This window comes from Saccharopolyspora erythraea (assembly GCF_018141105.1).
Lineage (GTDB): Bacteria > Actinomycetota > Actinomycetes > Mycobacteriales > Pseudonocardiaceae > Saccharopolyspora_D > Saccharopolyspora_D erythraea_A.
Genome location: NZ_CP054839.1, coordinates 5,259,027 through 5,282,555, shown reverse-complemented (window position 1 = coordinate 5,282,555; position 23,529 = coordinate 5,259,027). Strand labels below are relative to the sequence as shown.

Annotated in this window: 21 protein-coding genes and 1 pseudogene; 11 read left to right on the top strand and 11 right to left on the bottom strand. The window is 71.8% G+C overall.

Annotated elements, in window-relative coordinates; all coding sequences use genetic code 11:
- Positions 1-435: 435 nt before the first annotated feature.
- The 3 genes from HUO13_RS23725 (at position 436) to HUO13_RS23715 (ending at position 3,898) form a co-directional block, all read left to right on the top strand.
- Positions 436-1,635, top strand: a complete 1,200-nt coding sequence (locus HUO13_RS23725; protein ID WP_211903093.1) for a CaiB/BaiF CoA transferase family protein — start codon at positions 436-438, stop codon at positions 1,633-1,635.
- Position 1,636: 1 nt separating this feature from the next.
- Positions 1,637-2,503, top strand: coding sequence for a hydroxymethylglutaryl-CoA lyase (locus HUO13_RS23720; RefSeq protein WP_211897284.1), 867 nt, complete (start codon positions 1,637-1,639; stop codon positions 2,501-2,503).
- A 102-nt stretch (positions 2,504-2,605) separates the two neighbouring features.
- The gene (locus HUO13_RS23715; RefSeq protein WP_211897283.1) at positions 2,606-3,898 is read left to right on the top strand and encodes an SLC13 family permease; all 1,293 of its coding nucleotides are present in this window, start codon (positions 2,606-2,608) and stop codon (positions 3,896-3,898) included.
- 12 nt (positions 3,899-3,910) lie between these two features.
- On the opposite strand, the gene HUO13_RS23710 is transcribed toward HUO13_RS23715, so the two are convergent.
- Both HUO13_RS23710 and HUO13_RS23705 read right to left on the bottom strand, forming a co-directional pair.
- A complete protein-coding gene (locus HUO13_RS23710) occupies positions 3,911-4,417 on the bottom strand; it encodes a hypothetical protein (protein ID WP_211897282.1) in 507 nt (168 codons plus the stop codon).
- A 63-nt stretch (positions 4,418-4,480) separates the two neighbouring features.
- The gene (locus HUO13_RS23705) at positions 4,481-5,062 is read right to left on the bottom strand and encodes a hypothetical protein (RefSeq protein ID WP_211897281.1); all 582 of its coding nucleotides are present in this window, start codon (positions 5,060-5,062) and stop codon (positions 4,481-4,483) included.
- A gap of 538 nt (positions 5,063-5,600) precedes the next feature.
- On the opposite strand from HUO13_RS23705, the gene HUO13_RS38150 reads away from it, so the two are divergent.
- Both HUO13_RS38150 and HUO13_RS23700 read left to right on the top strand, forming a co-directional pair.
- The gene (locus HUO13_RS38150; RefSeq protein WP_282974325.1) at positions 5,601-5,732 is read left to right on the top strand and encodes a hypothetical protein; all 132 of its coding nucleotides are present in this window, start codon (positions 5,601-5,603) and stop codon (positions 5,730-5,732) included.
- Positions 5,729-6,853, top strand: coding sequence for an SDR family oxidoreductase (locus HUO13_RS23700; protein ID WP_249123986.1), 1,125 nt, complete (start codon positions 5,729-5,731; stop codon positions 6,851-6,853). The genes HUO13_RS38150 and HUO13_RS23700 overlap by 4 nt, the downstream gene beginning before the upstream one ends.
- Before the next feature lie 218 nt (positions 6,854-7,071).
- Here the strand turns inward: HUO13_RS23700 and HUO13_RS23695 are convergent, their stop codons facing one another.
- A complete protein-coding gene (locus tag HUO13_RS23695) occupies positions 7,072-8,223 on the bottom strand; it encodes a MalY/PatB family protein (protein ID WP_211897280.1) in 1,152 nt (383 codons plus the stop codon).
- Between the two features lie 152 nt (positions 8,224-8,375).
- On the opposite strand from HUO13_RS23695, the gene HUO13_RS23690 reads away from it, so the two are divergent.
- The gene (locus HUO13_RS23690; protein WP_211897279.1) at positions 8,376-8,858 is read left to right on the top strand and encodes a DoxX family protein; all 483 of its coding nucleotides are present in this window, start codon (positions 8,376-8,378) and stop codon (positions 8,856-8,858) included.
- Between the two features lie 165 nt (positions 8,859-9,023).
- Here HUO13_RS23690 and HUO13_RS23685 read toward each other — a convergent pair whose 3' ends face one another.
- From HUO13_RS23685 to HUO13_RS23650, 8 genes and pseudogenes are all read right to left on the bottom strand, one after another.
- Complete coding sequence (locus tag HUO13_RS23685; protein ID WP_349253333.1) at positions 9,024-9,743, bottom strand: MBL fold metallo-hydrolase; 720 nt, start codon at positions 9,741-9,743, stop codon at positions 9,024-9,026.
- An 80-nt stretch (positions 9,744-9,823) separates the two neighbouring features.
- Positions 9,824-11,350 carry an AMP-binding protein gene (locus HUO13_RS23680; protein ID WP_211903091.1) on the bottom strand — a complete coding sequence of 509 codons (1,527 nt, stop codon included), beginning with the start codon at positions 11,348-11,350 and terminating at the stop codon, positions 9,824-9,826.
- Positions 11,351-11,462: 112 nt separating this feature from the next.
- Positions 11,463-12,320, bottom strand: a complete 858-nt coding sequence (locus HUO13_RS23675; RefSeq protein ID WP_211897277.1) for a LuxR C-terminal-related transcriptional regulator — start codon at positions 12,318-12,320, stop codon at positions 11,463-11,465.
- Between the two features lie 138 nt (positions 12,321-12,458).
- Positions 12,459-14,174, bottom strand: a complete 1,716-nt coding sequence (locus tag HUO13_RS23670) for a penicillin acylase family protein (protein ID WP_211903090.1) — start codon at positions 14,172-14,174, stop codon at positions 12,459-12,461.
- Positions 14,175-14,189: 15 nt separating this feature from the next.
- A pseudogene (locus HUO13_RS23665) lies at positions 14,190-15,067 on the bottom strand (IS982 family transposase).
- Positions 15,068-15,134: 67 nt separating this feature from the next.
- Positions 15,135-15,878 carry a penicillin acylase family protein gene (locus tag HUO13_RS23660; protein WP_211897276.1) on the bottom strand — a complete coding sequence of 248 codons (744 nt, stop codon included), beginning with the start codon at positions 15,876-15,878 and terminating at the stop codon, positions 15,135-15,137.
- 20 nt (positions 15,879-15,898) lie between these two features.
- Complete coding sequence (locus HUO13_RS23655; protein ID WP_211897275.1) at positions 15,899-17,413, bottom strand: solute symporter family protein; 1,515 nt, start codon at positions 17,411-17,413, stop codon at positions 15,899-15,901.
- A complete protein-coding gene (locus tag HUO13_RS23650; RefSeq protein ID WP_249123985.1) occupies positions 17,410-17,715 on the bottom strand; it encodes a DUF485 domain-containing protein in 306 nt (101 codons plus the stop codon). Before HUO13_RS23650 ends, HUO13_RS23655 begins: the two co-directional genes overlap by 4 nt.
- Before the next feature lie 398 nt (positions 17,716-18,113).
- Between HUO13_RS23650 and HUO13_RS23645 the strand changes: the two genes are divergently transcribed.
- The 5 genes from HUO13_RS23645 to HUO13_RS23625 all read left to right on the top strand — a co-directional run bounded on the left by HUO13_RS23645 (position 18,114) and on the right by HUO13_RS23625 (position 23,515).
- On the top strand, positions 18,114-19,076 hold the full coding sequence (locus HUO13_RS23645) for an MBL fold metallo-hydrolase (RefSeq protein ID WP_211897274.1): 963 nt from the start codon (positions 18,114-18,116) through the stop codon (positions 19,074-19,076).
- A gap of 21 nt (positions 19,077-19,097) precedes the next feature.
- Complete coding sequence (locus tag HUO13_RS23640; RefSeq protein ID WP_211897273.1) at positions 19,098-20,744, top strand: FAD-dependent monooxygenase; 1,647 nt, start codon at positions 19,098-19,100, stop codon at positions 20,742-20,744.
- A 132-nt stretch (positions 20,745-20,876) separates the two neighbouring features.
- The gene (locus HUO13_RS23635) at positions 20,877-21,791 is read left to right on the top strand and encodes a hypothetical protein (protein WP_211897272.1); all 915 of its coding nucleotides are present in this window, start codon (positions 20,877-20,879) and stop codon (positions 21,789-21,791) included.
- Positions 21,788-22,309, top strand: coding sequence for a hydrogenase maturation protease (locus tag HUO13_RS23630; RefSeq protein WP_211897271.1), 522 nt, complete (start codon positions 21,788-21,790; stop codon positions 22,307-22,309). The genes HUO13_RS23635 and HUO13_RS23630 overlap by 4 nt, the downstream gene beginning before the upstream one ends.
- Positions 22,310-22,474: 165 nt before the next feature.
- A complete protein-coding gene (locus tag HUO13_RS23625) occupies positions 22,475-23,515 on the top strand; it encodes a hydrogenase expression protein HypE (protein ID WP_211897270.1) in 1,041 nt (346 codons plus the stop codon).
- The last annotated feature ends 14 nt before the right edge of the window (positions 23,516-23,529 follow it).

Sequence of the window (23,529 nt, the reverse complement as noted above, 5' to 3'; positions counted from 1 at the left end):
GGCGGAGGTGTCGGCGGCTGAGCCCAAGTGTCCGGGTCGCGTGCCCGCGGCTGAGTCGAAGCGCCCGGAGTTGCGTGCCCGCGGCTGAGTCAGGGCGGCCCGAAGGCCGCGCGCCCGCCGCGCCGCGCGTCCCGGCGATCGCGCAGCCGGCTCCGAACCGTCCCGCGGCCGCCGCCCTTGCTCACCTCCGCCTCTGGCGGCGCGACCCCCGGTGGTCGCGCCGCCACCGCGCGCCGGCCGCGCCCGCGCCGAGAAACCGCCTCTTGCCCTCGGGATCGTCGCGCCGTACCTTCCTTCTCGTAAAACGAGCAAGCATTCTCGTTATTTGATAAAGACGCGAAGGGGCTGTTCGTGGTCGACATCGAAACCGAGTGCGGAACCGAGGCGGGCGCCGGAGCGGACGCGGGGCCCGCGGCCGGACCGGGCGAGCCGGGACTGCTCTCGGACATCCGCGTGCTGGAACTGGGCAACTTCATCGCGGCACCGTTCGCCACCCGCTTGTTCGCCGACTTCGGCGCCGAGGTGGTCAAGATCGAGAAGCCGGGATCGGGCGACGAGCTGCGCGGCTGGCGGCGCCCGCGCGGGGGGACCTCGATGATGTTCCGGACCATGGCGCGCAACAAGAAGTCGGTGACCCTGGACCTGCGCACGCCGGAGGGCAGGGCCATCGCGCTCGACCTGGTGCGCCACTGCGACGTCGTCGTGGAGAACTTCCGTCCTGGGACGCTGGAGCGATGGGGCATGGGCCCCGGCGAGCTCACCGCGGCGAACCCCGAGGTCGTGCTGGTCCGCATCTCCGGCTACGGCCAAACCGGTCCGTACCGCGAGCGCGCCGGGTTCGGCGGGGTGGCCGAGGCTTTCGGCGGCCTGCGCCAGATCACCGGGCACGCCGACCGACCGCCGGTCCGGCCCGCGGCTCCGGTCGGCGACGTGCTGGCCGGGCTGCACGGCGCGGTCGGTGCCCTGGTGTTGTTGCTGGCCAAGGAAAAAGGCCGTCCGCATCCGGGGCCGCGGGTCGCCGACGTCGCCCTCTACGAGTCGGTGTTCATGGCGGTGGAGTCGCTGGTGCCCGAGTACGACGCCTACGGGATGGTGCGCGAGCGCACCGCGGGCAACCTCCCCGGCGTCGTGCCCAGTGGTGTCTACCCGACTTCCGACGGCGCGTCCGTCGTGATCGCGGGCAACTCCAGCGGCGCCTTCGCACGGCTGATGACCGCGGTCGGCCGGGCGGACCTCGCCGCCGACGCGTCCCTGGCCGACGGCGACGCCCGCTACGCACGCGAGCGGGAGCTCGACGCCGCCATCACCAAGTGGACGAGCGAGCGCACCGCGGCCGAGGCGGTGTCGGTGCTGGCCGATGCCGGAGTACCGGCGGGACCGGTCTGCGACGCCCGCGCGATCGCCGAGGACGAGCACTACCGGGAGCGCGGCATGCTGCGCCCGATGCCTGTCGTCGTGGATGACGAGCCGGAGGAGGTCAGGTTCCCGGGCGTGGTGCCGCGGCTGCCCGGCGCGCCGGGCCAGGTGCGCTGGGTCGGGCCGGACCTGGGCGAGCACACCGACGAGGTGCTGGGTGGTCTGCTCGGCATCGACGCCGAGCGGCTCGCCGCCTACCGGGCGCGGGAGGTGGTGTGACGTGGTGGTCACCGTCACCGAGGTCGTGATGCGCGACGGGCTGCAGGACGAGCCGGTCGTGGTCGAGGTCGGCGACCGGATCGCGATCGCGGCGGCGCTGGTGGCCGCCGGGTTGCGCGAGATCGAGGCGGTCTCGTTCGTCAACCCCGCGCGGGTGCCGCAGATGGCGGGCGCGGAGGAGGTGTTCGCCGCGCTGCCGCACCGGGACGGCGTCCGCTACAGCGCGCTGGCGCTCAACGCGCGGGGGGTGCGCAGGGCCGTGGCCGCCGGAGCGGGGGAGGTCACCCTGGTCGCGTCGGCGGGGCAGGGGCACAGCCGCGCGAACGCGGGTCGCGGCGTCGAGCAGGCGCTGCAGGAGGCCGCGGAGGTCGTCGCCGCGCACCCGGGGACGCGGTTCGCGGCGGGGATCGCCACCGCGTTCGTGTGCCCCTTCGACGGCGACATAGAACCCCGGCGGCTGCTCGCCATCGCGCAGCGGTTCGCGGGCATGGGCATCACCCGGATCGGGTTGGCCGACACCCTCGGCACCGCGACCCCGCGGCAGGTGGTGCGTTCGCTGGACGTCGTCCGCGACGCGCTTCCCGACGTCGAGCTCTCCCTGCACCTGCACAACGCCCACGGCCAGGCACTGGACACAGTGGACGCCGCTCTGGAGCTGGGCGTCGCGCGCTTCGACAGCGCCGCAGGCGGTTACGGGGGCTGCCCGTTCGCGCCGGGCGCGCACGGCAACATCGCCACCGAACAACTGGTCGCGCACCTGCACGCGCGCGGCATCCCCACCGGCGTCGACGAACACGCGCTCGCCGAGGCGGTCGCGCTCGTGCGCGAGGCGCTGGCGCGCGGGCGAAGCTGCCCCACATCCTCCTAGTCCCGCGAACCGCTCTTTCGACCCCACCGCGAACAGTTCCTACGTCAATGGTGACGTCGCCCGGCGCCTGTCCCGGGTTCGCGTGACCGGAACAGGTCGGCCATGGTCCATGCGTTGTCGCTGCTCGTGCTCGTCGCCGTCTTCGTCGTGGCCACCACGACGCCGGTGAACATGGGGATAGTCGCCTTCCTGGCGGCGTTCCTGGTCGGTGCCCTGTCGGGGGTCGGGATCGAGGCGGTGCTGGGGTTCTTCCCCGGAGACGTCTTCGTGCTGGTCGTCGGCATCACACTGTTGTTCGGGGTGGCCCGGGTCAACGGCACGATCGACCTGGTGGTGTCGGCCTCGCTGCGCCTGGTGCGGGGGCGCCGGTGGGCGGTGGTGTGGCTGATGTTCGCGCTGGCGGCGGTGCTGATGTCGCTCGGCTCGGTGCTGGCCGTCGGGATGCTCGCCCCGGTCGCGATGCCCGTCGCGGAGCGCTACCGCATCAACCCGCTGCTGATGGGCATGATGCTCAGCCACGGCGCGTTGTCCGCCGCGTTCTCGCCCATCACCGTCTACGGGGCGTTCACCACGGGCATGGTCGCCCGCGCGGGGCTCGACGTGTCCCCGCTGCTGCTGTTCGCCGTGCCGTTCGCGCTCAACGTCGCGTTCGCGGTGGTGCTGTTCCTCGTGCTCGGGCGCGACCTGCTGAAACCGGAGGACGACCGCGTCGGCGCGGTCGGTGAAGTCGAGCCGGCGGGCGGGGGAGGCGCGGCCACGCTGGCGCCGCCGGTGGCCGGTACCGGCGTGCTGCGCGCGGTGCCGGTGACCCCGCGCCGGGTGCTGACGCTGGCCGGGATGGCGGTGCTGCTGGTGTCGGGATTGCTGGGAGCCGATGTGGGGGTCACCGCGTTCGTGGTGGGAAGCGCCCTGCTGCTGGTCTCGCCGAACCGGCACCAGGACTCGATGAAGGACGTCGCCTGGTCGGCGGTGCTACTGGTGTGCGGGATGCTCACCTACATGGCGGTGCTGAAGGAGAACGGCACACTGGCGCTGCTCGGCGAGGGCGCGGCGGCGCTCGGCTCGCCCGTGCTCGCCGCGCTGCTGCTGTGCCTGGCGGTGGCGGTGCTCTCGGCGTTCGGCTCGTCCATCGGCACGCTGGGCATCGCGCTGCCGCTGGCGTTGCCGCTGCTCGAGCTCGGCGGCATCGGCGCCGCCGGGTTCGTCGTCGCCCTCGGCTTCTGCTCGACCGTCGTGGACGTCAGCCCGTTCTCGACCAACGGCATCATCGTCCTGGCGCAGGCGAGGGTGGTCGACAAGCAGCGGTTCCAGCGGCGGATGCTGGCCTATGGCGGGCTGGTCGTGCTGGTGGCGCCGGTGCTGGCCTGGTCGGTCGCCGTGCTGCCGACCTCGTGACGGATGCCGTGCTCAGCGCAGGATCTCCACCAGCAGCACCCAGGCGTTGAGCATCGCGGCCACCAGTCCGGCGATGACGCCGACCGGTAGCCAGTAGAGGCCGCCGAGCGTGCCGGTCAGCGTGCCGAAGCCGGCCAGCGCGAGCGAGAGCGACAGCAGCGCTGACGGTGCCGCCGCACCGAGGAACCACGCCACGAGGGACTGCTCCGGAGCGCGCAACCAGGGGCGGTTGAGCCAGAACAGCCACCCGCCGGTGACGGCGCCGGTCGCCAGCAGCTCCGATCCCAGGGCGGCCGCATCCTGCCCGGGGATCAGCAGCAGCAGAGCGGTGACCAGGGGAACGCCGAGCAGGACCAGGGTGTGCGCCGCCCGCGCGGTGAGCCGGTTCCCGGCGAGGATGCGCTGGAGGTTGATCGACAGCGACACGAACAGCAGACCCGCCAGCGCGGCGCCCGCGCCGGCCGTCGCCACCCCGAAGTCGCTCCAACCGTCGGACTGGTACGCGCTCACCCGCCGCATCGTCCCAGCAGCCGCCCCTGATCGCCGCGCGCCGGACCCGGCCTGGTCCTGCGCCGTTCTCGTTCATGTGTTCCCGGACTCACGGTCGATCTGCCTGTCGAGCTGGCGCAGCACGGTCTTGCGCGCCTTGTGACTGCTCTCGTGCTCGCGCGCGCGGCGAGCCTGGTCCGGGCCGAGCCTGCGCGCCTGCTTGACGGCCTCGGCCGCGGGAAGGCCGTCCAGTTCGGCGGCTTTGCGGGCCGCCCGCGCGGCCGGCGGGTTGGCCGAGTGCTGGAGGCCCCGGCGATCGTCGCGCCGCTTGGCCTGCCTGGTTGCGCGCCGCTGCTGCGGAGTCAGCTCCTCCCACGCCTCACGCGGCAGGTAGCGGTCGGTGCCGTGCTCGCCGCGAGCGCGCGTCCCGCCCGACGCGGTCCTCCAGTCCTGCTCGGTCCAGCGCCGCAGATCCCGCTGGCTCCGGCTGCGGCGCCGCGGGTGCCGGTAGCCACCGCCCTGCCGTTCGTACTCCTGTGTCAACAGCTGGCTCTTGCGCGCCGACCACCGCCCCGGCGCACCGCCCTTGTCCGATGCCTTGATCCGCTCCTTCAGCCGCTCCCGCAGCTGCGGATCGGTGTAGTCGTCCCGGTAGTCGCTCGCCTTCTTGCCCATGACACCGGTTACCCAGGTTCAGCGGAGGCATCGCATGAAAAATGTCGTTGTCCTGCGGCGGTTTCCGGTGAATCGTTGAGCGGACCCCATCGATCATGCGGGCGCGAAACGGGAAGCGCAGGATTGGAAGGCGTCAGGCTCCAACCGACGGCGTGGGCCTGCTGACCGACTTGCTGAGCCGGGCGGCTCTGTACCCTCCACAGTAGACATTCCGCGCGGATGTCCGGTAATGGTCGGACCTGGATTGGCAGCTCGGGCTCCGAACTCCCTGCCGCGCAGCGATGCCGTGGACTCACTGGCGGACACGTCCCGCGCGACGACTGCCGGCGCTCGGCCGGGTGAAGATCGGTTGATGATCACTTGATCGGGTGCAGCGCTGTTTGTGCGCCCCCATCCGCTGTGTGATCATCCGCCCGCAGTCGGAAGAACCGCGGGAGCCTCCCGGACGTTTCCGACCTCGTCGCGTCGCGTGCCCGGGACGTCGACATCTCCGCCGACCGATCCCATGCGGCAACGCGACCCGCGCTGGAGGACAGCCATGACCGAGACCGGCCACCCGGACGACGCGATCGCGATCGCCGGGGCGGCCCGCAGGCTCCCCGGCGGGATCGCGGACCTGCCGGCGCTGCCCCTGGCCGGGCCGGTGCACAGCGGCGGAACGGCGCGGTGAGCGTGGACCAGCGAGGTGTGGCGATCACCGGCGCCACCGGGTTCCTCGGTGTCCACCTGGTGGCCGAACTGCTGGACCGGCACCGCAGGCTGATCGTGCTCGCCCGCCGCGACCGCGCGTCCGTGCTGGACACCATGGAGCGGCGGTTGCGCCTGCTCGGCGTGCCCGAGCGGGTGCTGCGGGAACTGCCGGAGCGGCTGAAGGTGGTGCGCGTCGAGCTGACCCGTCCGCGGCTCGGGCTGATCCCGGCCGCGTTCCAGCTGCTGGCCGACCGGATCGACCGGATATGGCACTGCGCGGGCGACACCACCCTCGACGGTAGCCTCTCGCGGCTGCGCGAGGTCAACGTCGCGGGCACCCGCCACGTGCTGGACCTGGCCGCGGCCGGTGAGCGGCACCCGCTGGTGCACCACACCAGCACGATCGGGGTTGCCGGGTCGCGCCGCTACGGGTTGATCCCGGCGCGGGTGCTCGACGACGAAGCCGGTTTCGAGTGCAACTACGAGCGGTCGAAGTACGAGGCGGAAACCCTGGTCCAGCACTGGGCGGTCGACCGGGGACGCCCGGTCGTCGTGCACCGGCCGAGCGTGCTGATCACCGACCGGCCGCACCGCGCCGAGATGCCGCTGAACCCGCTCACCACGATCGCCCGGCTGCTGCACCGGCACCTCACCCAGCTCGGGCTCTCGGGCGAGGTGCCCGAGCAGCTCCAGCCGGTGGTGCGTGTGCCCGCCGACCGCACCGCCTCGGTCAACCTCGTGCAGGCCCGGCACGCGGCCGCGGTGATGGCCCGGCTCGGCGACCACCCGCCGTCGGCGGGAGTGCTGGTGCACCACGTCGTGCACCAGCGCGACATGCTGGTCCCCGACGTGCTCGCGGTGCTGGAACGGATGGCACCGGTGCGCCTGCGGGTCGTGCCCGCCGCGCCACCGGACACCTCGCCGCTGGAGGCGGTCCTGCAGGCATACCCGGTGGTGCAGCGCTACCTGCGCCACCACCGCCGGTTCGACAGCTCCGGCGTGCGGGCCCTGCTGGGCGAGCGCGCCGTGGCGGAGCCGATCGACGCCGACTACCTGCTGGCCGGACTGCGTTCGGTGTTCGACGCACCCGCGAGATTGTGATGCGGCGCCGGTTTCTCCGCCCGGTGCACCGCGCCTTCTGGCCGCCGTGCCGACGGGTGCCTGGCGCTGAACGAGTGGGCGGGGCTCGGTCGTCCTAAGTGGATGGTGGTGGACCCCGGCCTTGGAACAGCACGTTCGCGAGGTATGGATCGCACAACGTGTGATGTGGACGGGATGCGTTGAGCGCCCGGCATGCGCCCGTCGTGTCAGGTGCCTGCTCAGCGTCCGACGGCGGCGCGCATGCGCCGCAGGATCTCCTCGAGGATCGGTCCCGAGGTCGCGAAGTTGAGACGGGCGAAGCCGTCGCCGCCGGGGCCGAACGAGGGGCCGGAGCTGAGCATGACCTCGGCGTGTGCGAGGAAGAACGCCGCCGGGTCCGCGCCGAGCCCGAGCTCGCGGCAGTCGAGCCAGGCCAGGTAGCCCGCCTGGGGGCTGTGGTGGCCGACGCCGCTGGGCAGCGCGTCGGCGATCATCCGCCGGTTTCGGTCGAGCGTCGAACGCACCTGCGCCAGCCAGGGTTCTCCCTCCAGCCAAGCGGTCCGCGTGGCGAGCACGCTCAGCGAGCTCACCTCGCCGAACAGCATCGGCGGCTGCTCGGCCAGCGCACGGCGGATGCGCGCGTCGCCGATGAGGGCGACCGAGCAGCGCAGTCCTGCCAGGTTGAACCCCTTGCTCGCCGAGGTGAGCGTGACCGTCCGGGAGGCGATCTCCGGCCCGAGCGAGGCGATCGGGACGTGCCGGTGCGGTTCGTGCACGAGGTCGGAGTGGATCTCGTCGGAGATGACGAGCAGGTCGTGGCGCACCGCGATGTCGGCGATCGAGGCGAGCTCGGCGCGGGTGAACACCCTGCCGGTCGGGTTCTGCGGGTTGACCAGCACCAGCGCCCGGCAGCCGCGGGCGGCGACGTCCCGCGCCAGCCGGTCGGCGTCGAAGCCCCAGCCGCCGTCGTCGTCGACCATGGGAATAGGCACCAGTTCGCGGCCCATGTCGGTGAGGGACTGCAGGAAGGGCGGGTACGTCGGCGTGTGCATCGCCACGGCGTCGCCCGGGGCGGTCCCGAGGTGCAGCACGACCTGCAACGCCTGGATCAGCTCGGTGAACACCCGAACCTGCGCGGGGTCGACCGCGAAGTCGTGGCGCTGCCGCATCCGCTCGGCGAAGGCCACCCGGAGCGGGTTCATGTCGGGCCGGTCGTCCCACCAGGGGTAGCCGAGCTCGGTGTCCAGCTCCCGGCTCAGCACCTCGCGCACGGGCTCGGCGGTGGGGAAGTCCATGTCGGCGATCCAGGCGGGCAGGACGCCGGGGCCGGCCGCGGACCACTTGACCCCCGAACGCCGGCGCAGGGAGTCGAGGTCGAGATCGTCGAACATGGCCGGTGTGCCCCCTTCGCGCCGGATGACCGCACCAGGCGATCGTCTCCGGGCATGCTACGCGCCGACCCGGAACTAGTCATTGACAAGTTTGTGGCCGCCGGTGCATCTTGACAGGGACAAGTTCGCCTCTTCGGAACAGAGGTCATCCCATGGCTCCCCTGGTCGCCCTGGTCGTTGTCACGTTGTTGCTGCTGGCGGCGGGAGCCGTCGGCGTGCGCCCGCTGAGGCGCTGGCCGGTCGCGGTGCGCGGCGGCCTCGCCGCGATGTTCGTGCTGACCGGCGGCGCGCACTTCATCGGCATGCGGGAGCAGCTGATCAGCATGGTGCCGCCCGGCCTGCCCGCGCCGGAACTGCTGGTCACCGTCACCGGCGTCCTCGAACTGCTGGGCGCCGCCGGGCTGCTGTGGCACCGCACCGCGCCGTGGGCGGCGGGAGGGCTGAGCGTCCTGCTCGTCGTGATGTTCCCGGCCAACGTCCACGCCGCCGTCGCGGCAATCCTGCCTGGTGCGGACGACCAGCTCGTCCCGCGCACCGCGATGCAGGTCGTCTTCCTGGCGGCCACCCTGTCCGTCGTGGTGCACCACCTGCGAGCCCGGCGTCGCCCGGTCTCCGAGCGCACCGCAACCGCCTGACCGGTTGTCACGGCCCGGTGGTCGACCCCGCCGCCGCGCGGCTCCACGAGCTGCGCGGCGGTCGCGGTCCGCGCGGTGGGTTCTTCTCAGTCCATGAAGGTCACGGCGGTCGAAGCCGGATGACGACCCGGGCCGCCTGGCCGGTCCGGCCGGGCGGTGCCGCGCTCACCCCAACGGATCTTCGGCGTTGCGCAGGGCTGCCGCGACATCGCCGTGGAACGGGTCTCCGTGGCCGAAACAGGCGACGTCGACGTCCAGCTCGGCCAGCCGGCGCAGCGACCGCCACGTCTGATCGCGGTCGACGTTGAACCCGCCGAGGATCGGCGGGCCTCCGGGCGAGCCCGCAACGGTGTCCCCGGTCAGCAGCACCCGCTGACGCGGCAGGTGCAGCCCGATGCTCCCCGGCGTGTGGCCGGGCAGCTCCAGCACCGTGCAGCCACCGGCGAAGGGCAGCACGTCGCCTTCGGACACCTCGTGGTCGACCCGGCACGGCGGGCCCTGCGGCGACTTGCCCTCCGGCGTGGCCTGCTCGAACAGCGGCCGCTCGGCGTCGGTGAGCACCGGTGGCGGGCCGGGCAGCTCACCTCGGACGTAGGGCGCGTCGGCGGCACCCGCCACCACGGTCGCGCCGGTCGCCTCGACGAGCTCGGCCGCCGCACCGGTGTGGTCGACGTGGTAGTGGGTGAGCACGATCCGGCGCAGCTCCGCAGGGGACCGCCCGACCCGCTCCAGCGCCGACAGGATCTGCGGCGCGTGCCCGAGGTCGCCGGCGTCGATCAGCGTCACCTCCCGCTCGTCCAGCCAGAGGTAGGCGTTGAGCAGGTAGGCGGGCGTGCCGGAAAACCGGATGCGGTGCAGACCGGGAACCACTTCGAAGATTTCCACAACCGCACGGTAGAGCGGTTCCCGGTTGCCGCACACGCGCTTTCACGGTGAGCGCAAACGGATCACTGATCCCGCCGGGGTCAGTGGACCTGGCGCTCGTGGCCCCGCCAGAACGGCTCGCGGAGCTTGAACTTCTGGATCTTGCCGGTCGCGGTGCGGGGCAGCTCGTCGATGAAGTCGACGCGCTTGGGGCACTTGTACCCCGCGAGGTGCTCGCGGCAGTGGCCGATGAGGTCCTCGGCCGTGGTGGTGTCGTCGTCGGTGACGACGAGCGCCGTGACGAGCTCGCCCCACTTCTCGTCGGGGATGCCGATGACCGCGACCTCGTGCACGGCGGGGTGGGAGGTGAGCGCGTCCTCGACCTCGATGGACGACACGTTCTCGCCGCCGGTGATGATGACGTCCTTCTTGCGGTCGGCGATGGTGAGATAGCCGTCGCGCACCGTCCCGCCGTCGCCGGTGTGGAACCAGCCGCCCTCCTGGACGCGCGCGGTCTCCTCCGGGTTCTCCCAGTACCCGTCGAGGTTGGTGTTGGACCGCGCCAGCACCTCGCCGCTTTCGTCGACGGCGAGGCGCACCCCGATCGCCGGGGCCCCGGCACGGCCGAGCAGGCGCGCCTGCTCGGTGCCGTCCAGTTCCGCCCACTCCGAGCGCATCCGGTTGACCGTCAGCAGCGGAGCGGTCTCGGTGAGCCCGTAGATCTGGATGAACTCCCACCCCAGCTCCTCGCGCACGCGCTGGATGGTCCTGGTGGGCGGCGGGGCACCGGCCACGACGATGCGCACCCGGTCGCGGCCGGGGATCTCGCCCTCCCAGTCCTTGGCTGCGTCGAGCGCGGCGGTGACCACGGCGGGCGCGGCGCACAGGATGGTCACGCCGTGGTCGCGGACGCGGCGCAGGATCTCCGCGCCGTCGACCTTGCGCAGCACGACGTGCCTGCCGCCGAGCCCGGTGAGCGCGTAGGGCATTCCCCAGCCGTTGCAGTGGAACATCGGGAGCGTGTGCAGCAGTACGTCATTGTCGTTCAGCGTGGTGTGCAGGCCGAAGACCGTGGCGTTGATCCACAGGTTGCGGTGCGTCAGCTGCACGCCCTTGGGGCGGGCGGTGGTGCCGGAGGTGTAGTTGAGCGTCGCGGTGGCCGCCTCGTCGCCGTCCCAGTGGGCCGGTTCGGCGGTGCTGCCGAAGACGGTGTCGTCGTCCTCGCCGAGCACGAAGGTGTGCTTGGCGGTCGCGGTGTCGAGCAGGTGCCGCAGGTCGGGGTCGACGAGCAGGACGTCGGCACCGGAGTGCTCGACGATGTAGCGCACCTCGGCCGGGGCCAGCCGGAAGTTGACCGGCACCAGGATGCGCCCCCACCCGGACACGCCGAAGAACGACACCAGCAGCCGGGCCGCGTTGTGGGACACGATCGCCACTCGGCCGCCGGCCGGCACGCCCAGCGCGTCCAGACCCGCCGCCTGCGCGCGGGCCAGCCGGGCCATGTCCCGGTAGGTGAGCGACCCCCACGACTGGGCGGGCTGGTCGGGCTCGTCGACCACCGCCACCCGGTCGGGGTAGACCAGCTCGGCCCGGTCGAGGAAGTCGCGGATCGTCAGGTCGAAGAACATGTCCAGCCCCTTTCTGCCCCGGTCGGGTACCGCCACCGGAGGCCTGATCATGGCTTCGGGGCACCTGCCCCGCTACCCCACAAAGGGGGTAGCGCCGCGGGGAAGCGCGGGCTCAGCCGATCAGCCCGGCCTGGCGGGCCCGGTTGACGGCCTGGACGCGGTTGGTCGCGTCCAGCTTCTTCATGGCGCTCTTCAGATAGGACTTCACGGTGTTGGGCAGCAGGCCGAGGCGCCGCGCCACCGCGTCGTTGGTGCAGCCCGTCGCGACCAGCGCGAGCACGTCGGTCTCCCGCGGCGACAGCGCGGGCCGGGCACCGTCCAGGCGCCTCCCGCTGCGCGCCCTCACGCGGCGGCACACCTCGAGGAGCCGGCCGCGGGTGCCCTCGTCCTCGATGGTCGTGGCGATGGCCATGATCTCGGTGCAGAGCTCGTCGGCCTCGCCGGCGGACAGCGCGGTGCGCGGTCCTGTCGCGGGGGCGGCCGTGCACGCGAGGCGCCGCAGCACTTCCTGCTCCACCGCGATGTCGCGCTCGACCCGCCGCACGACCCGCTCCGCCGCGCGCAGCACGTCGTCGCCGAGGTGCGTCCGCTGCCGCCCGGCCGCGTAGAGGATGGCGTGCGTGCCCTCGCCGACCCGGATCGGCAGGGCGAGCATCGCGCGCAGTCCCTCGGGTGCCACGGCGGCGTCGTAGCGGTGGGTGATCTCCTCGGCGTTGAGGTAGTCGGCGACCGCGGAGGGGCGGGCCAGCGCGAGCGCCTTGCCGCCGAGCCCGGCGCCGGAGCTGACGGTGAGGTTCAGCAGCGACCGGGTGGCGGTGCCGCTCAGCTGGTCGATGACGAGGCGGCGCCGGTCCGCCGAGACCGCGCCGCCGAAGGCGACCGGCAGCTCGGTCGCCTCCCGCAGCGCCCGCACACCTCGCGCGAGCAACACGCCCAGGTCCGGTGAAGACTGGTCCGACGGCGTTGTCATGATCGTCCTCGCAGGTCACTGCAGTGCCGACACCGGCGGAGAGCTTGCCGGTCCCGGCTAGCTGCCTTGTGTTGCGGAGCACACTACTTCAGCGGCACGCCGAGCGCCTCACACCCGGCGAGCACGCCCCGCGACCGGCTAGGGAAGGTGGCGGACGGACTCCTGGTGGGCGCGCACCTCGTCCGGGGTGAACAGCACCGGCTTGTTCCGGAAGGACAGGAAGAGGTCGAGCTGGTCCCGGTAATGCGCACCGGTCGACCCGTCCGAGGCGACGAACCCGCTCTGCCCCGGTGCGAGCACTTCGGCCGCGGTGACTCCGCCGGGTGCCAGCGAGATGATGTTGTTCTCGCTGCCACGGTTCATGAACGCGCCACGGCTGATCGCCTCCCGCGGGCTCGCCTGCGGGATGCCCGCGAAGTTCTCGTCGTCGAAGGCCGCCGCCACGACGGGAGCCAGCCATGCCCGCATGTTCGGTCCGAAGCGCTCGCGCAGGTCGGCGACGGCCGCGGCGAGCGCCTCCCGCACCACCGCGGCCCCGCCCCGGCCGTCGAAGAAGTCGTGCGTCTGCGGCACACCCGATGACGCACCGAGCAGGGCGTTGTGGACGATCCGGGTTCCCGCGGAGATGTTGAGCGAGCCCACTCCCTCGCTGGAGTCCCGGTAGCCGGTGGTGGCGTACCGTTCGCGCACTCCGGGCGGCAGCCCGGCCAGCGTGCGCCGCACCATCCGCTCCAGCCACGCGCGCATGATGGTGCCGCCCGGGTGGTCGTAGCGGCCGTCGCCGTCCTCGTCGGTGTTCGTGCGGTCCCAGTCGTCGAGCAACCGGACGGCTCGCACCTCGTCGGAGTCCCCGGGCAGCCCGGTCACCGCGGCGCGCAGGTCGTCGAGGAAGTAGCGGGCGTTGACGTCGACGAACGAGGTGCCGCGGACGACATCCCACGCCTGCTGCGGAGTGATCCCGTCCCGGTCGCGCAGGAGGTCGTGGATCTCGTCGACGCGGTCGGCACCGGACCACGGCGAGTGCCCCTCATAGCCCGGCGCGGGCTTGTTGTTCCAGTTGGCAAGGTAGCCCTGTTCCGGGTTGAACACCTTGGGGTTCCAGGAGAAGGGCTGGAGGCCGAGCCACTCCGTCTCACCGGTCCCCGGCATCGGCAGCCGGGGGTCGACGCCGGGCCTGCGCCTCGGGTACCGGCCGGTGTGGGCGTAGCCGATGTTGCCTTCGCGGTCGGCGTAGTACCAGTTGATCGTCGTGGCGTTGCGCTGCGCCTGTTCCAGCCATTGCGGCCACGAGCGGGCCCGCGTGGAGTCCAGCCAGCCGAACAGCGACTCCAGCTCTCGTCCCGCCCACGCCCGTTTGGCGGTGTAGGCCACCCCTTGTTCCGGATCGCTCGCCGTGACAGGCCCGTGCACGGTGGAGAACACGGTCACCTCGACCGGGTTCGAGTCGCGCACGTGGATCGTCTCGGTGCGCCGGCGCATCGGCCGGTAGGCGCCGTCGAAGAGGTACTCGTGCGCGTCGTGCGGGTCGAGTCGCTCGGCGTAGACGTCGACGCTCGCCCCCATGCCGGCGGTCGACCCCCACGCGATGTGCCCGTTGTGTCCGAAGAGGACCACCGGATAGCCGAACGGCGTGTTGCCCACGACGTCGAACCCCGCGCCGTGCAGGCCGACGGAGTAGGTGTAGGCGGGCTGGAAGAACCCGAACTGCGGGCCGTTGACCAGGATCGCCCCTCCTGTGCTGCTCCGGCCGCCACCGATGAGCCAGGCGTTGCTGAACCGGGGAGCGGCATCCGGGCCGGACGTAGGGACACCCGGCGGCGGAGCCGGGCGTACGGGGGCCGCTAGATGATTGATTCCGTGAAGTTGGTGTTAGTGGTCGTAGGCGATCAGTGATCGCTTGCTGGTGGCGCCGGTGGTCCAGTTGTGCCAGATGCTTGTGGCCAGGGCCAGCAAGCGCTGTGCGACTCGGGTGAAGACCCCAGCCGGGGTGCGGGCACCGTGCTGTTCGAGGTCGAGCTGGCCTTTGAGGGTCTGGTTGACCGACTCGATCCACTGGCGTACTCCGCCGAGGTTGCCGTTGCGGTAGGTCTCGTCCTTGCGGTCGGGGCGCAGCAGCCGTAGCCCCATCGCGTCGGTGAGTTGTTTGAACGTCCGGCCGGATAAGCCCTTGTCGGCGAGCAGGATCTGACCTTGGTGGATCAGGTGGTGGTTGTGGTCCAGCAGCGCGGCCAGCACCTCGCGTTCGCCGAGCTTGGGGTGGGCCAGACACCACATGATCGGCATACCGTCGCCGGAACAGACCAGGTAGAGCTTGAGACCCCAGTAGAACCGGGAATGGGCGGCGCAGTAGCCGTAGCCGGCGTGTCCGGCCAACTCCGATCGCTTGACCGTTTCTCGCGACATACCGCAGGGCACCGGGGTGGCGTCGGCGATCCACATGTCGTCGAACCAGGACGGGCAGCATTCGGCCAGCTGTACAGCAACGATTCCGCGGCTTTGAGTCGCTTGTGGTAGCCCGGCTGCTTCGGCAGGTACGGAAACAGTGCCCGCCACGCCGGGCTGCTGTGGACGTGGCGGATCCACCGGCGCTCGCAGTGGTATCCCTGCAAGATTTGGGCCACCGCCAGGGTGAGTAGCTCGCTGTCGGACAGCAAGGGCTCTCGGCCACGGCCGGTGCGGCGCGGGACCACGTGATCGTCGATCAGCACGTAGAGTGCGGTCAGGAGGGTGTTCAGTTCTTTGCTCACACATTGATCTTGAACACCCTCCTCCCATGTCTGCGAACCGGCCGCACTTCACATGATCTTCACGGAATCAACCGTCTAGCACGGGTATCGCCGACTGCCGCGACCAGAACTTCGGCAACACGCGTGGGACCCCGCCCGGTGCGGGACCGGCGGGCACCGTCGTCGGCGCGGTGGGGTCGTCGCGCCACACGAGCTGGTCGAACAGCCGGCGCCCGCGCTCCGGGCCGAAGTGCTCGACGAGCTCGCGCAGCGTCGCCAGGTTCTCGACCTGGTTGGTGGTGGCCGAGAACCGCACCGCCATGGTGCCCACGAAGATCATCACCACGTCGAGCCCGGTCCACTCGGCCGGTTCGAACCCGAGTTCCGAGTACTGCCGCGGTAGCAGCCGCTCCCGGTCGGCGAGGACTTCCCGGATGCGCGCGTTGACGCCCTCGGCGTAGCCGTCGACCACGTCGCGGTCGTGCCGCGGCAGCCGGTCGTACTGCGCGCGAACGGAAACGGCGTCGGTGTCGGTGCGCACCGCTCGGTCGTGGTCGAGGTAGGCGGCACCGAGCACCTCGGCCACCCGGCCGGTGAACGAGCGCCGCGCCATGTCGAGCTGGAACAGCCGGTCCTCGGCGACGCTGTGGCCGTAGCCGTGGAACAGGCTTCTCCGCGTATCGGCGTAGACGTGCGGCGTCCCCCAGAGGTCGCGGACTACGGTCGCGCCGCCGACCTCGCGCGGCGTGGCGGCCGCCGTGGACCAGCAGGCGCCCAGCGCCGCCGTCGCGGCGAGCAGGCTCCGGCGGTTGAGCTGCACGGGATCGGTCATCGCGCTCCTCGGCTCGGGGGTCATCGCTCGCTCCCGACGAGAGCGGCACGTTCGATCTCGTCGAAGGCGGTGGCGTGCTCGTCGCCGCGGTCGCGTCCCCACCACGAACCCGCGACGGCGAGCAGGAACGCCGCGGGCACCGACACCAGCGCGGGGATGGTCAGCGGGAACAGCGGTGCCACGCCGGTGACCAGGCCGGTCGGGCCGAGGACGTTCGGGCTCAGCGCGACCAGGCCGAGGCTGACCACCAGGCCGCCGGCCAGCGCCCAGCTCGCCCCGGTCCGGTTGAACCCGCGCCAGTAGATCGACAGCACCAGCACGGGCATGTTCGTGCTGGCCGCGACCGCGAACGCCACGTTGGCCAGGAACGCCAGGTTGAAGTGCTTCGCCGCCAGCGCGAGCAGCATCGCCACCAGCGCGATGCCGACCAGCGAAAGCCGCGCCGCCCGCAGCTGACCGCGCGAAGACACGGCACCGCGCTTGACGACGTGGGTGTAGAGGTCGTGGGCGAACGCACCGGAGGTGGCGATGGCGACACCGGCCAGCACGGCGAGGATGGTGGCGAGCGCGACGCCGACGACGGCCGCGCGCAGGACTTCGCCTCCGAGCGCCTCGGCGAGCTGCACGGCCGCGAGGTTGCCCTTCTCGTGCGCCGCCTCGATGCCGGGTGCGCCGACCGCGCGCAGCGCGCCGTAGCCGAGGAACGGCAGGACGAGGTAGAACGCGCTGAACACCCACAGCGCGACCAGACCGGAGCGCCGCGCGGCAGGGGCGTCGCGGACGGTGAGGAACCGGACCATCACGTGCGGCAGGCCCATGACCCCGAGGGCGAGTGCGAGCTGCTGCGAGATGGTGTCGGCGGTGCCGATGAGACCGAGCGGCTCGGCGACCACGGCCGACGCGGGCAGCCCGCGCACGACGCCGAGCGGGTCCGGCCCGTACTCGGCCAGCACCAGCAGCAGGACCGTCGCCGTGCCGCCGAGCAGCAGACCGGTCTTGAGCACCTGCACCCACGTGGTGGCCAGCATGCCGCCGAACGTGGTGTAGACGACCATGAGCACGCCGAGGACGAGCACCGCCGCGCTGAACTCCACCCCCAGCAGCGCCTGCACCAGCAGCCCCGCGCCGACGAACTGGATCACCATGTACATCGCGGAGATGACGATCGTGGTGACCGCCAGCCAGCCGCGCAGGCCGCGTCCGCGGAAGCGCGCCGCGACGGCGTCGGCGAGGGTGAAGCGGCCGAGGTTGCGCAACGGCTCGGCGATGACCAGCAGCACCAGCAGGTAGGCCAGCGGCACCGCCGAGGCCAGGTAGAAGCCGTTGAACCCGGTGAGCGCGATGGCGCCGCTGATGCCGAGGAACGAGGCCGCCGAGACGTAGTCGCCCGCGATGGCCAGCCCGTTGCCGACGGGCCCTACCTGCCCCTCCGCGACGTAGTGCGACGAGGCCGAGGTGTTGCGCCTGGCCGCGACCCAGGTGATGGCCAGTGTGAGCGCGAGGATGCCCGCGACGATCGAGACGCTGAGGATCACTCCCGCTCACCCCGCTGCTTCCCGGCTCGCACCAGCGCGTCCATCCGCCGCGCCCACCGCGCGTAGCCGTGCGCGACCGCCAGGATGACGCCGAAGATCGCGAAGCCCGCCCAGTACGCGGTGCCGAGGCCGGCGATCCGGCCGGAGAGCACCGTCGTGGACGTGGTGAGCGCGACGTAGCCGAGGAACCCGGCGAGCAGCACGCCCGCGCTGCCGAGTGCGAGCGACCGGCGGCGCTTGGCCATGACGAGCACCGCGTCCTCGTCCTTTCCGGCGGGACGGTCCGGCGATGGAGCAACCATGAGCCCTCGCAGTTGGTGAGGAGGCCCGAGAACCGCCTGAGATAGTCAAACCTTGGATTGATGCGCGACAATAGTGATGCACCGCACAGCACGCAAGGAGGATCGACCACTTGCTCGGTCAAGGCGCTGGATCGCGCTGACTCGGACTCCGCGAGTCGGGCGATCCGGGGCCTGCGATCGGTTCGATGCACCTTTTCGGAGGGAATCTTGGGGACTTGGCGAGTCGAGGGCGGGCTGGATGCTCACGTATCGCGGTGGTGCGGTCGATTGCTGCGGGGGCCGTCGGCTCGGTCTGGGCGAATTCCCGCCGGAGCCCTTCCGTTGTCGCTTTGCTTGGCCTAGTGTGCGGCACCACAACAAACTAGTAAAAGTTTTGATCGATACTGGCGGAGGACTTAATGGCTGCGAAGCCGTTCGCGTCGTCGGGGGACCTGGCCGACAAGGAGCAGACGCTGGAGGTGCTGGCCGACGGCGTGTACGCGCTGACCGCCGAGGGCGATCCGAACGTCGGCGCCGTCGAGGGCGAGGACTTCCTGGTCTGCTTCGAGGCCCTGGCCACGCCCACCGCGGCCCGGGAGTGGCTGGCCAGGCTGCGCGAGCACACCGACAAGCCGGTCAAGTACCTGGTCCTGTCGCACTACCACGCGGTGCGGGTGCTCGGCGCAAGCGCCTTCGACGCCGAGGTCGTCATCGCCCACGACAACACCCGCGCCCTGATCGCCGAACGCGGCAAACAGGACTGGGAATCGGAGTTCGGGCGGATGCCCCGGCTGTTCAAGGAACCGGAGTCCATTCCCGGGCTCACCTGGCCGAGTCTGACGTTCAGCGAGCGGCTGACGATCCCGCTGGGCGGCGACCGGGGCGAGCTGGAGCTGCGCTACTGCGGCCGCGGGCACACCGAGGGCGACCTCGTCGCCTGGCTGCCGCAGCAGCGCATCCTGTTCGCCGGTGACCTGGTCGAGGCCGAGGCCGCGCTCTACACCGGCGACGCCTTCCACCTCGACTGGTCGACGTCCACATTGGACGCAGTGGCTTCGCTGGAGGCCGAGGCCCTGGTCGGCGGGCGGGGCGCGGTCGCCCGCGGCCGGGACCAGGTGCGTGCCGCGATCGAGCAGACCAGGCACTTCCTGCGGGTCATGATCCGCGAGGTCCGCGCGGAGCGGGAGCGCGGCGGCACGCTCAAGGGCGCCTTCGACGCCTGCCACGCCGCGCTGGCCGGCACCTACGGGCGGTGGCCGATCTTCGAGCACTGCCTGCCCTTCGACGTGGCGCGCCTGTGGGACGAACTGTCCGGTGTGGAGCGTCCGGTGATCTGGACCGCCGAGCGCGACCGCGAGGTCTGGGACCGGTTGCAGGGCTGAGCCGCCGCCGATTGGAGTTCGATGAACGCAAGTCAGTCCCGACCGGTGCTGGTGCTGGGCGGCGGTCCCGTCGGGCAGACCACCGCGCTCCTGCTGGCCCGGTGGGCGGTGCCGGTGGTGCTGCTGGACCAGCGCCCGCGGCGCGATCCGGTCGGCTCGAAGGCGATCTGCCAGCAGCGCGACGTCCTCGACGTGTGGGACGCGGTGGGCGCTGGGCGCCGGATCGCGGACGAGGGTGTCACCTGGACCACCGCGCGCACCTTCTACCGCGACCGCGAGCTGTTCGGGTACTCCTTCCAGGAACGGGGCAGTCCGGCTTTCCCGCCGTTCGTCAACATCTCCCAGGCCCGCACCGAGGAGATCCTGGACGAGCGCATCGCGGCCGAACCGCTCATCGACGTCCGGTGGGGCCACCGGGTCACCGGGATCGAGCAGGACGGCGCCGGGGTCCGCCTTCGTTGCGCCACACCGGAGGGAACGGCCACCGTCGAGGGCTGCTGGGCGGTGGCCTGTGCCGGGGCGCGCGGTGATGCCGTGCGGCGGATGCTGGGCGTCGAACTGACCGGGCGGTCGTTCGACGACCGGTTCCTGATCTGCGACATCCGCACCGGCCTGCCGGACTGGGCGGGGGAGCGGCGCTTCTACTTCGACCCTGCCTGGAACCCCGGCAGGCAGGTGCTGATCCACCCCTGCCCGGACTCCACCTTCCGCATCGACTGGCAGGTCCCGGCAGGCTACGACCTCGACGCGGAAGAGGCGGGCGGGGCGCTGGACGAGCGGATCCGCGCGATCATCGGCGACCGCCCGTACGAGATCGTGTGGAAGTCGGTGTACCGGTTCCACTCGCGGCTGGTGGACCGCATGCGGGTCGGCCGGGTCCTGCTGGCCGGCGACTGCGCGCACCTGGTGTCCCCGTTCGGCGCGCGGGGCCTCAACTCCGGGGTGCAGGACGCCGAGAACGCGGCGTGGAAGATCGCCTTCGTCGTGCACGGCTGGGCGGGCGAACGGCTGCTCGACAGCTACCACGACGAACGCCACGCCGCGGCGGTGGAGAACCTGGAGGTCACCGGCACGACGATGCGTTTCCTGGTGCCCGCCGACGAGCAGGAGCGGCAGCGGCGCACCGCGATCCTGGAGCGCGCCGTGCACGACCGCACGGCGTGGGCCGAGGTCGACTCCGGGCGGCTGTCCGAGCCGTTCTGGTACGCCCGCTCGCCGCTGACGACCCCGAGCGCCCACCGCCTGCCCGCGTGCCGCCCGGAACGTGGGACGACACCGCCGCCCGGACCCGGCGTGCTGGTGCCGGACGCGCCGGTGTCGGTCCCGGGCCGGGGCACGACCCGGTTCCGGGAACTCGCGCGGGACGGTGTGCTGCTCCTGGCGGGCAGTGGGGTCGACCAGGCCGAGGTGCGTGCCGCGGCCACCGCGATCGAGGTCCCGGTGCGCTGTCTCGACCTCGCGGCGATCGACCGCGCCGGCGCGCTCGCGGAGGCACTGTCGGCCGGGACCAGCGAGGTGTGGGTGATCAGGCCGGACGCCCATGTCGCGGCCGTGCTGACGCACCCGGACCGCACCGACGTGCTTTCCGCCCTGCGCAGGCTTCTGGCCGAGCAGCCGACTCCGCCTGGCCCGAGCGCGGAGGGAGTGTCGCTGTCCGCACCGAGGTGAGGCTCCGGCCCGGTCTCGTCTCCGTCACCCGTAGGCGAGACCGGGCCGAGCGCAGTCGACACCCTGGTTGCGGGTGCAGGAGGCGGGACGGACACTGCGGAAGCCGTTGCGGCCGACGACCGGGGGAAACGCATGGGTCTGGACAACGCTCGTGCCGTTGCCGATGCCGTCCTGCTCGAGGGCTACCTGCTCTACCCGTACCGCGCCTCGGCGTTGAAGAACCGCATGCGCTGGCAGTTCGGGGTGCTGGCGCCGAACCCGGCAGGCGTGGGCGAGCCCTCCCACGCGCGGACCGAATGCCTGGTCGAGCCGGCGGCGGAGCCGGTGCTCGACATCCGGGTGCGCTTCCTGCACCTGCGCAGGCACGCGACCACACCTTCGTGGGACGAGGGCGTGGTGCGTGAGATCCCCGTGGCGGCCAGCATCCGCGACGACGGTACCCACGAGTTCCCCTGGGAGATCGGCGAAAGCGGTGAAACCGGCGAGGACGAGCGCACGTGCCCGCTCGCCGGAGTCGTCCGCCTCGAGGTACGCGGCGTCGAGGACGTCCCCGAGCTTCGCAAGGTCGCCGTCACAGTGGAGAACCGCACGCCGTGGACACCGCGACCGGGCGACGGCCGCGACGAGATGCTCCGCCGCGCCATGGTGTCGGCCCACACCATGCTGGCCATTCAGGACGGCGGCTTCCTCTCGCTGCTCGACCCGCCGCAACGCGCCCGCGCGGCGGCGAAGTCCTGCCGCAACGAGCACACCTGGCCGGTGCTGGTGGGCGAGCCGGGCTCGAACGACGTCGTGCTGTCGGCGCCGATCATCCTCTACGACCACCCGGCGGTGTCGGCGCAGAGCCCCGGGGACCTGTTCGACGCCACCGAGATCGACGAGATCCTCACGCTGCGCACCATGACCCTGACCGACGCCGAGAAGCAGGAGGTCAGGGAGACCGACCCGCGCGCGGCCGAGCTCATCGAACGCACCGATGGCCTGCCGCCCGAGGTGCTCGAACGCCTGCACGGCACGGTGCGCTTCCCGCAGCGGGAGGGGCGATGAGCGGCAGGGTCCTCGTCGCGGGGATCGGAAACGTGTTCCTGGGAGACGACGGCTTCGGGGTGGAGGTCGTGGGCCGCCTGCTGGATGAGGAGCACCCCGAAGGCGTGCGGGTCGCCGACTTCGGCGTCCGGGGCGTCCACCTCGCGTACGAGCTGATGAACGGATACGACGCCGTGGTGCTCGTCGACGCGGTGCCCCTGCCGGAGGAGCCGGGAACCGTCCAGGTCATCGAGGCCGACCTGGACGCGGTCGAGCCGGCGGCCCCCGGCGCGGCCGCCCCGGTGATGGACGCCCACGGCATGACGCCCGACGCGGTGTTCGGCCTGTTCAGGGCTCTCGGCGGCAGCGTCGGCAGAGCACTGGTGGTGGGGTGCCGGCCACTGGACTGCGCGGAGCGGATGGGCCTGTCCGCGCCGGTCGCAGCAGCCGTCGACCGGGCGGCCGGCCTCGTGCGCGAACTGGTCGGCGAGCTGATCGCCGCGCCGCGGACCGAACCCGGTTTCGAACCGGGCCGCTGAGCCGCGGGACTGTCGCAAGGGGACGATCACGCCGTCCACAACGGACGGAAGATCCCGCTGCGGGACCCAGCCGCCGCCTCTACCTTGGGAATCCGGACCCGCCGCAGCTCGGCGGTCCCCGCACCGCACGGGAGGCGGGGCCAGGCGACCAGGGGGAGGTGGCCGATGAGCTCGACGCCCACGGCCTTCGACGAGGTCCACATCCTGTGGACCTCCGAGGGGATGAGCTGTGACGGCGACACGGTGTCGGTGACCAACGCGACGCTGCCCAGCATCGAGGACGTTGTGCTCGGCACGGTGCCGGGGCTGCCGAAGGTGCACCTGCACAACAAGGTGCTGGCCTACGAGACCGGCTCGGACTTCATGGCGGCCTTCCACCAGGCCGCCCGCGGCGAGCTGGAGCCGTTCATCCTCGTCGTCGAGGGTTCCATCCCCAACGAGAACATCAACCCCGGGGGCTACTGGACCTCGATGGGCAACGACCCGGACACCGGCGAGCCGATCACCCTCAACCAGTGGATCGACCGCCTGGCGCCGAAGGCGTGGGCGGTCGTGGCCATCGGCACCTGCGCCACCTTCGGCGGCATCCACGCGATGGCGGGCAACCCGACCGGCTGCATGGGGCTGGCCGACTATCTCGGCCCGGACTTCCGCACCGCGGGCGGGCTGCCGATCGTCAACGTCCCGGGATGCCCCGTGCAGCCGGACAACTTCATGGAAACCCTGCTGTGGGTGCTGCACCAGGCCGCGGGGCTGGCGCCGACCATCCCGCTCGACGAGCAGCTGCGGCCGACGTGGCTGTTCGGCAAGACGGTGCACGAGGGCTGCGACCGCGCCGCCTACTACGAGCAGGCCGACTTCGCCAGGGACTACAACTCGCCGAAGTGCCTGGTGAAGGTCGGGTGCTGGGGCCCGGTGGTCAACTGCAACGTCACCAAGCGCGGCTGGATGGACGGCATCGGCGGCTGCCCCAACGTCGGCGGCATCTGCATCGCCTGCACCATGCCGGGCTTCCCGGACAAGTTCATGCCGTTCATGGACGAACCGCCGGGCGGCACCCTGTCGGCCGGACTGCTGCGGGCCTACGGCCCGTTCATCCGGATGATGCGCGGCTTCACCAACCGCAACGCCGACCGGGAACCGAAGTGGCGCCACAACGGCCACGAGCTCACCACCGGCTACCAGCCGCGGTGGCCGAACCGATAGCCCCCGAGGGAGAA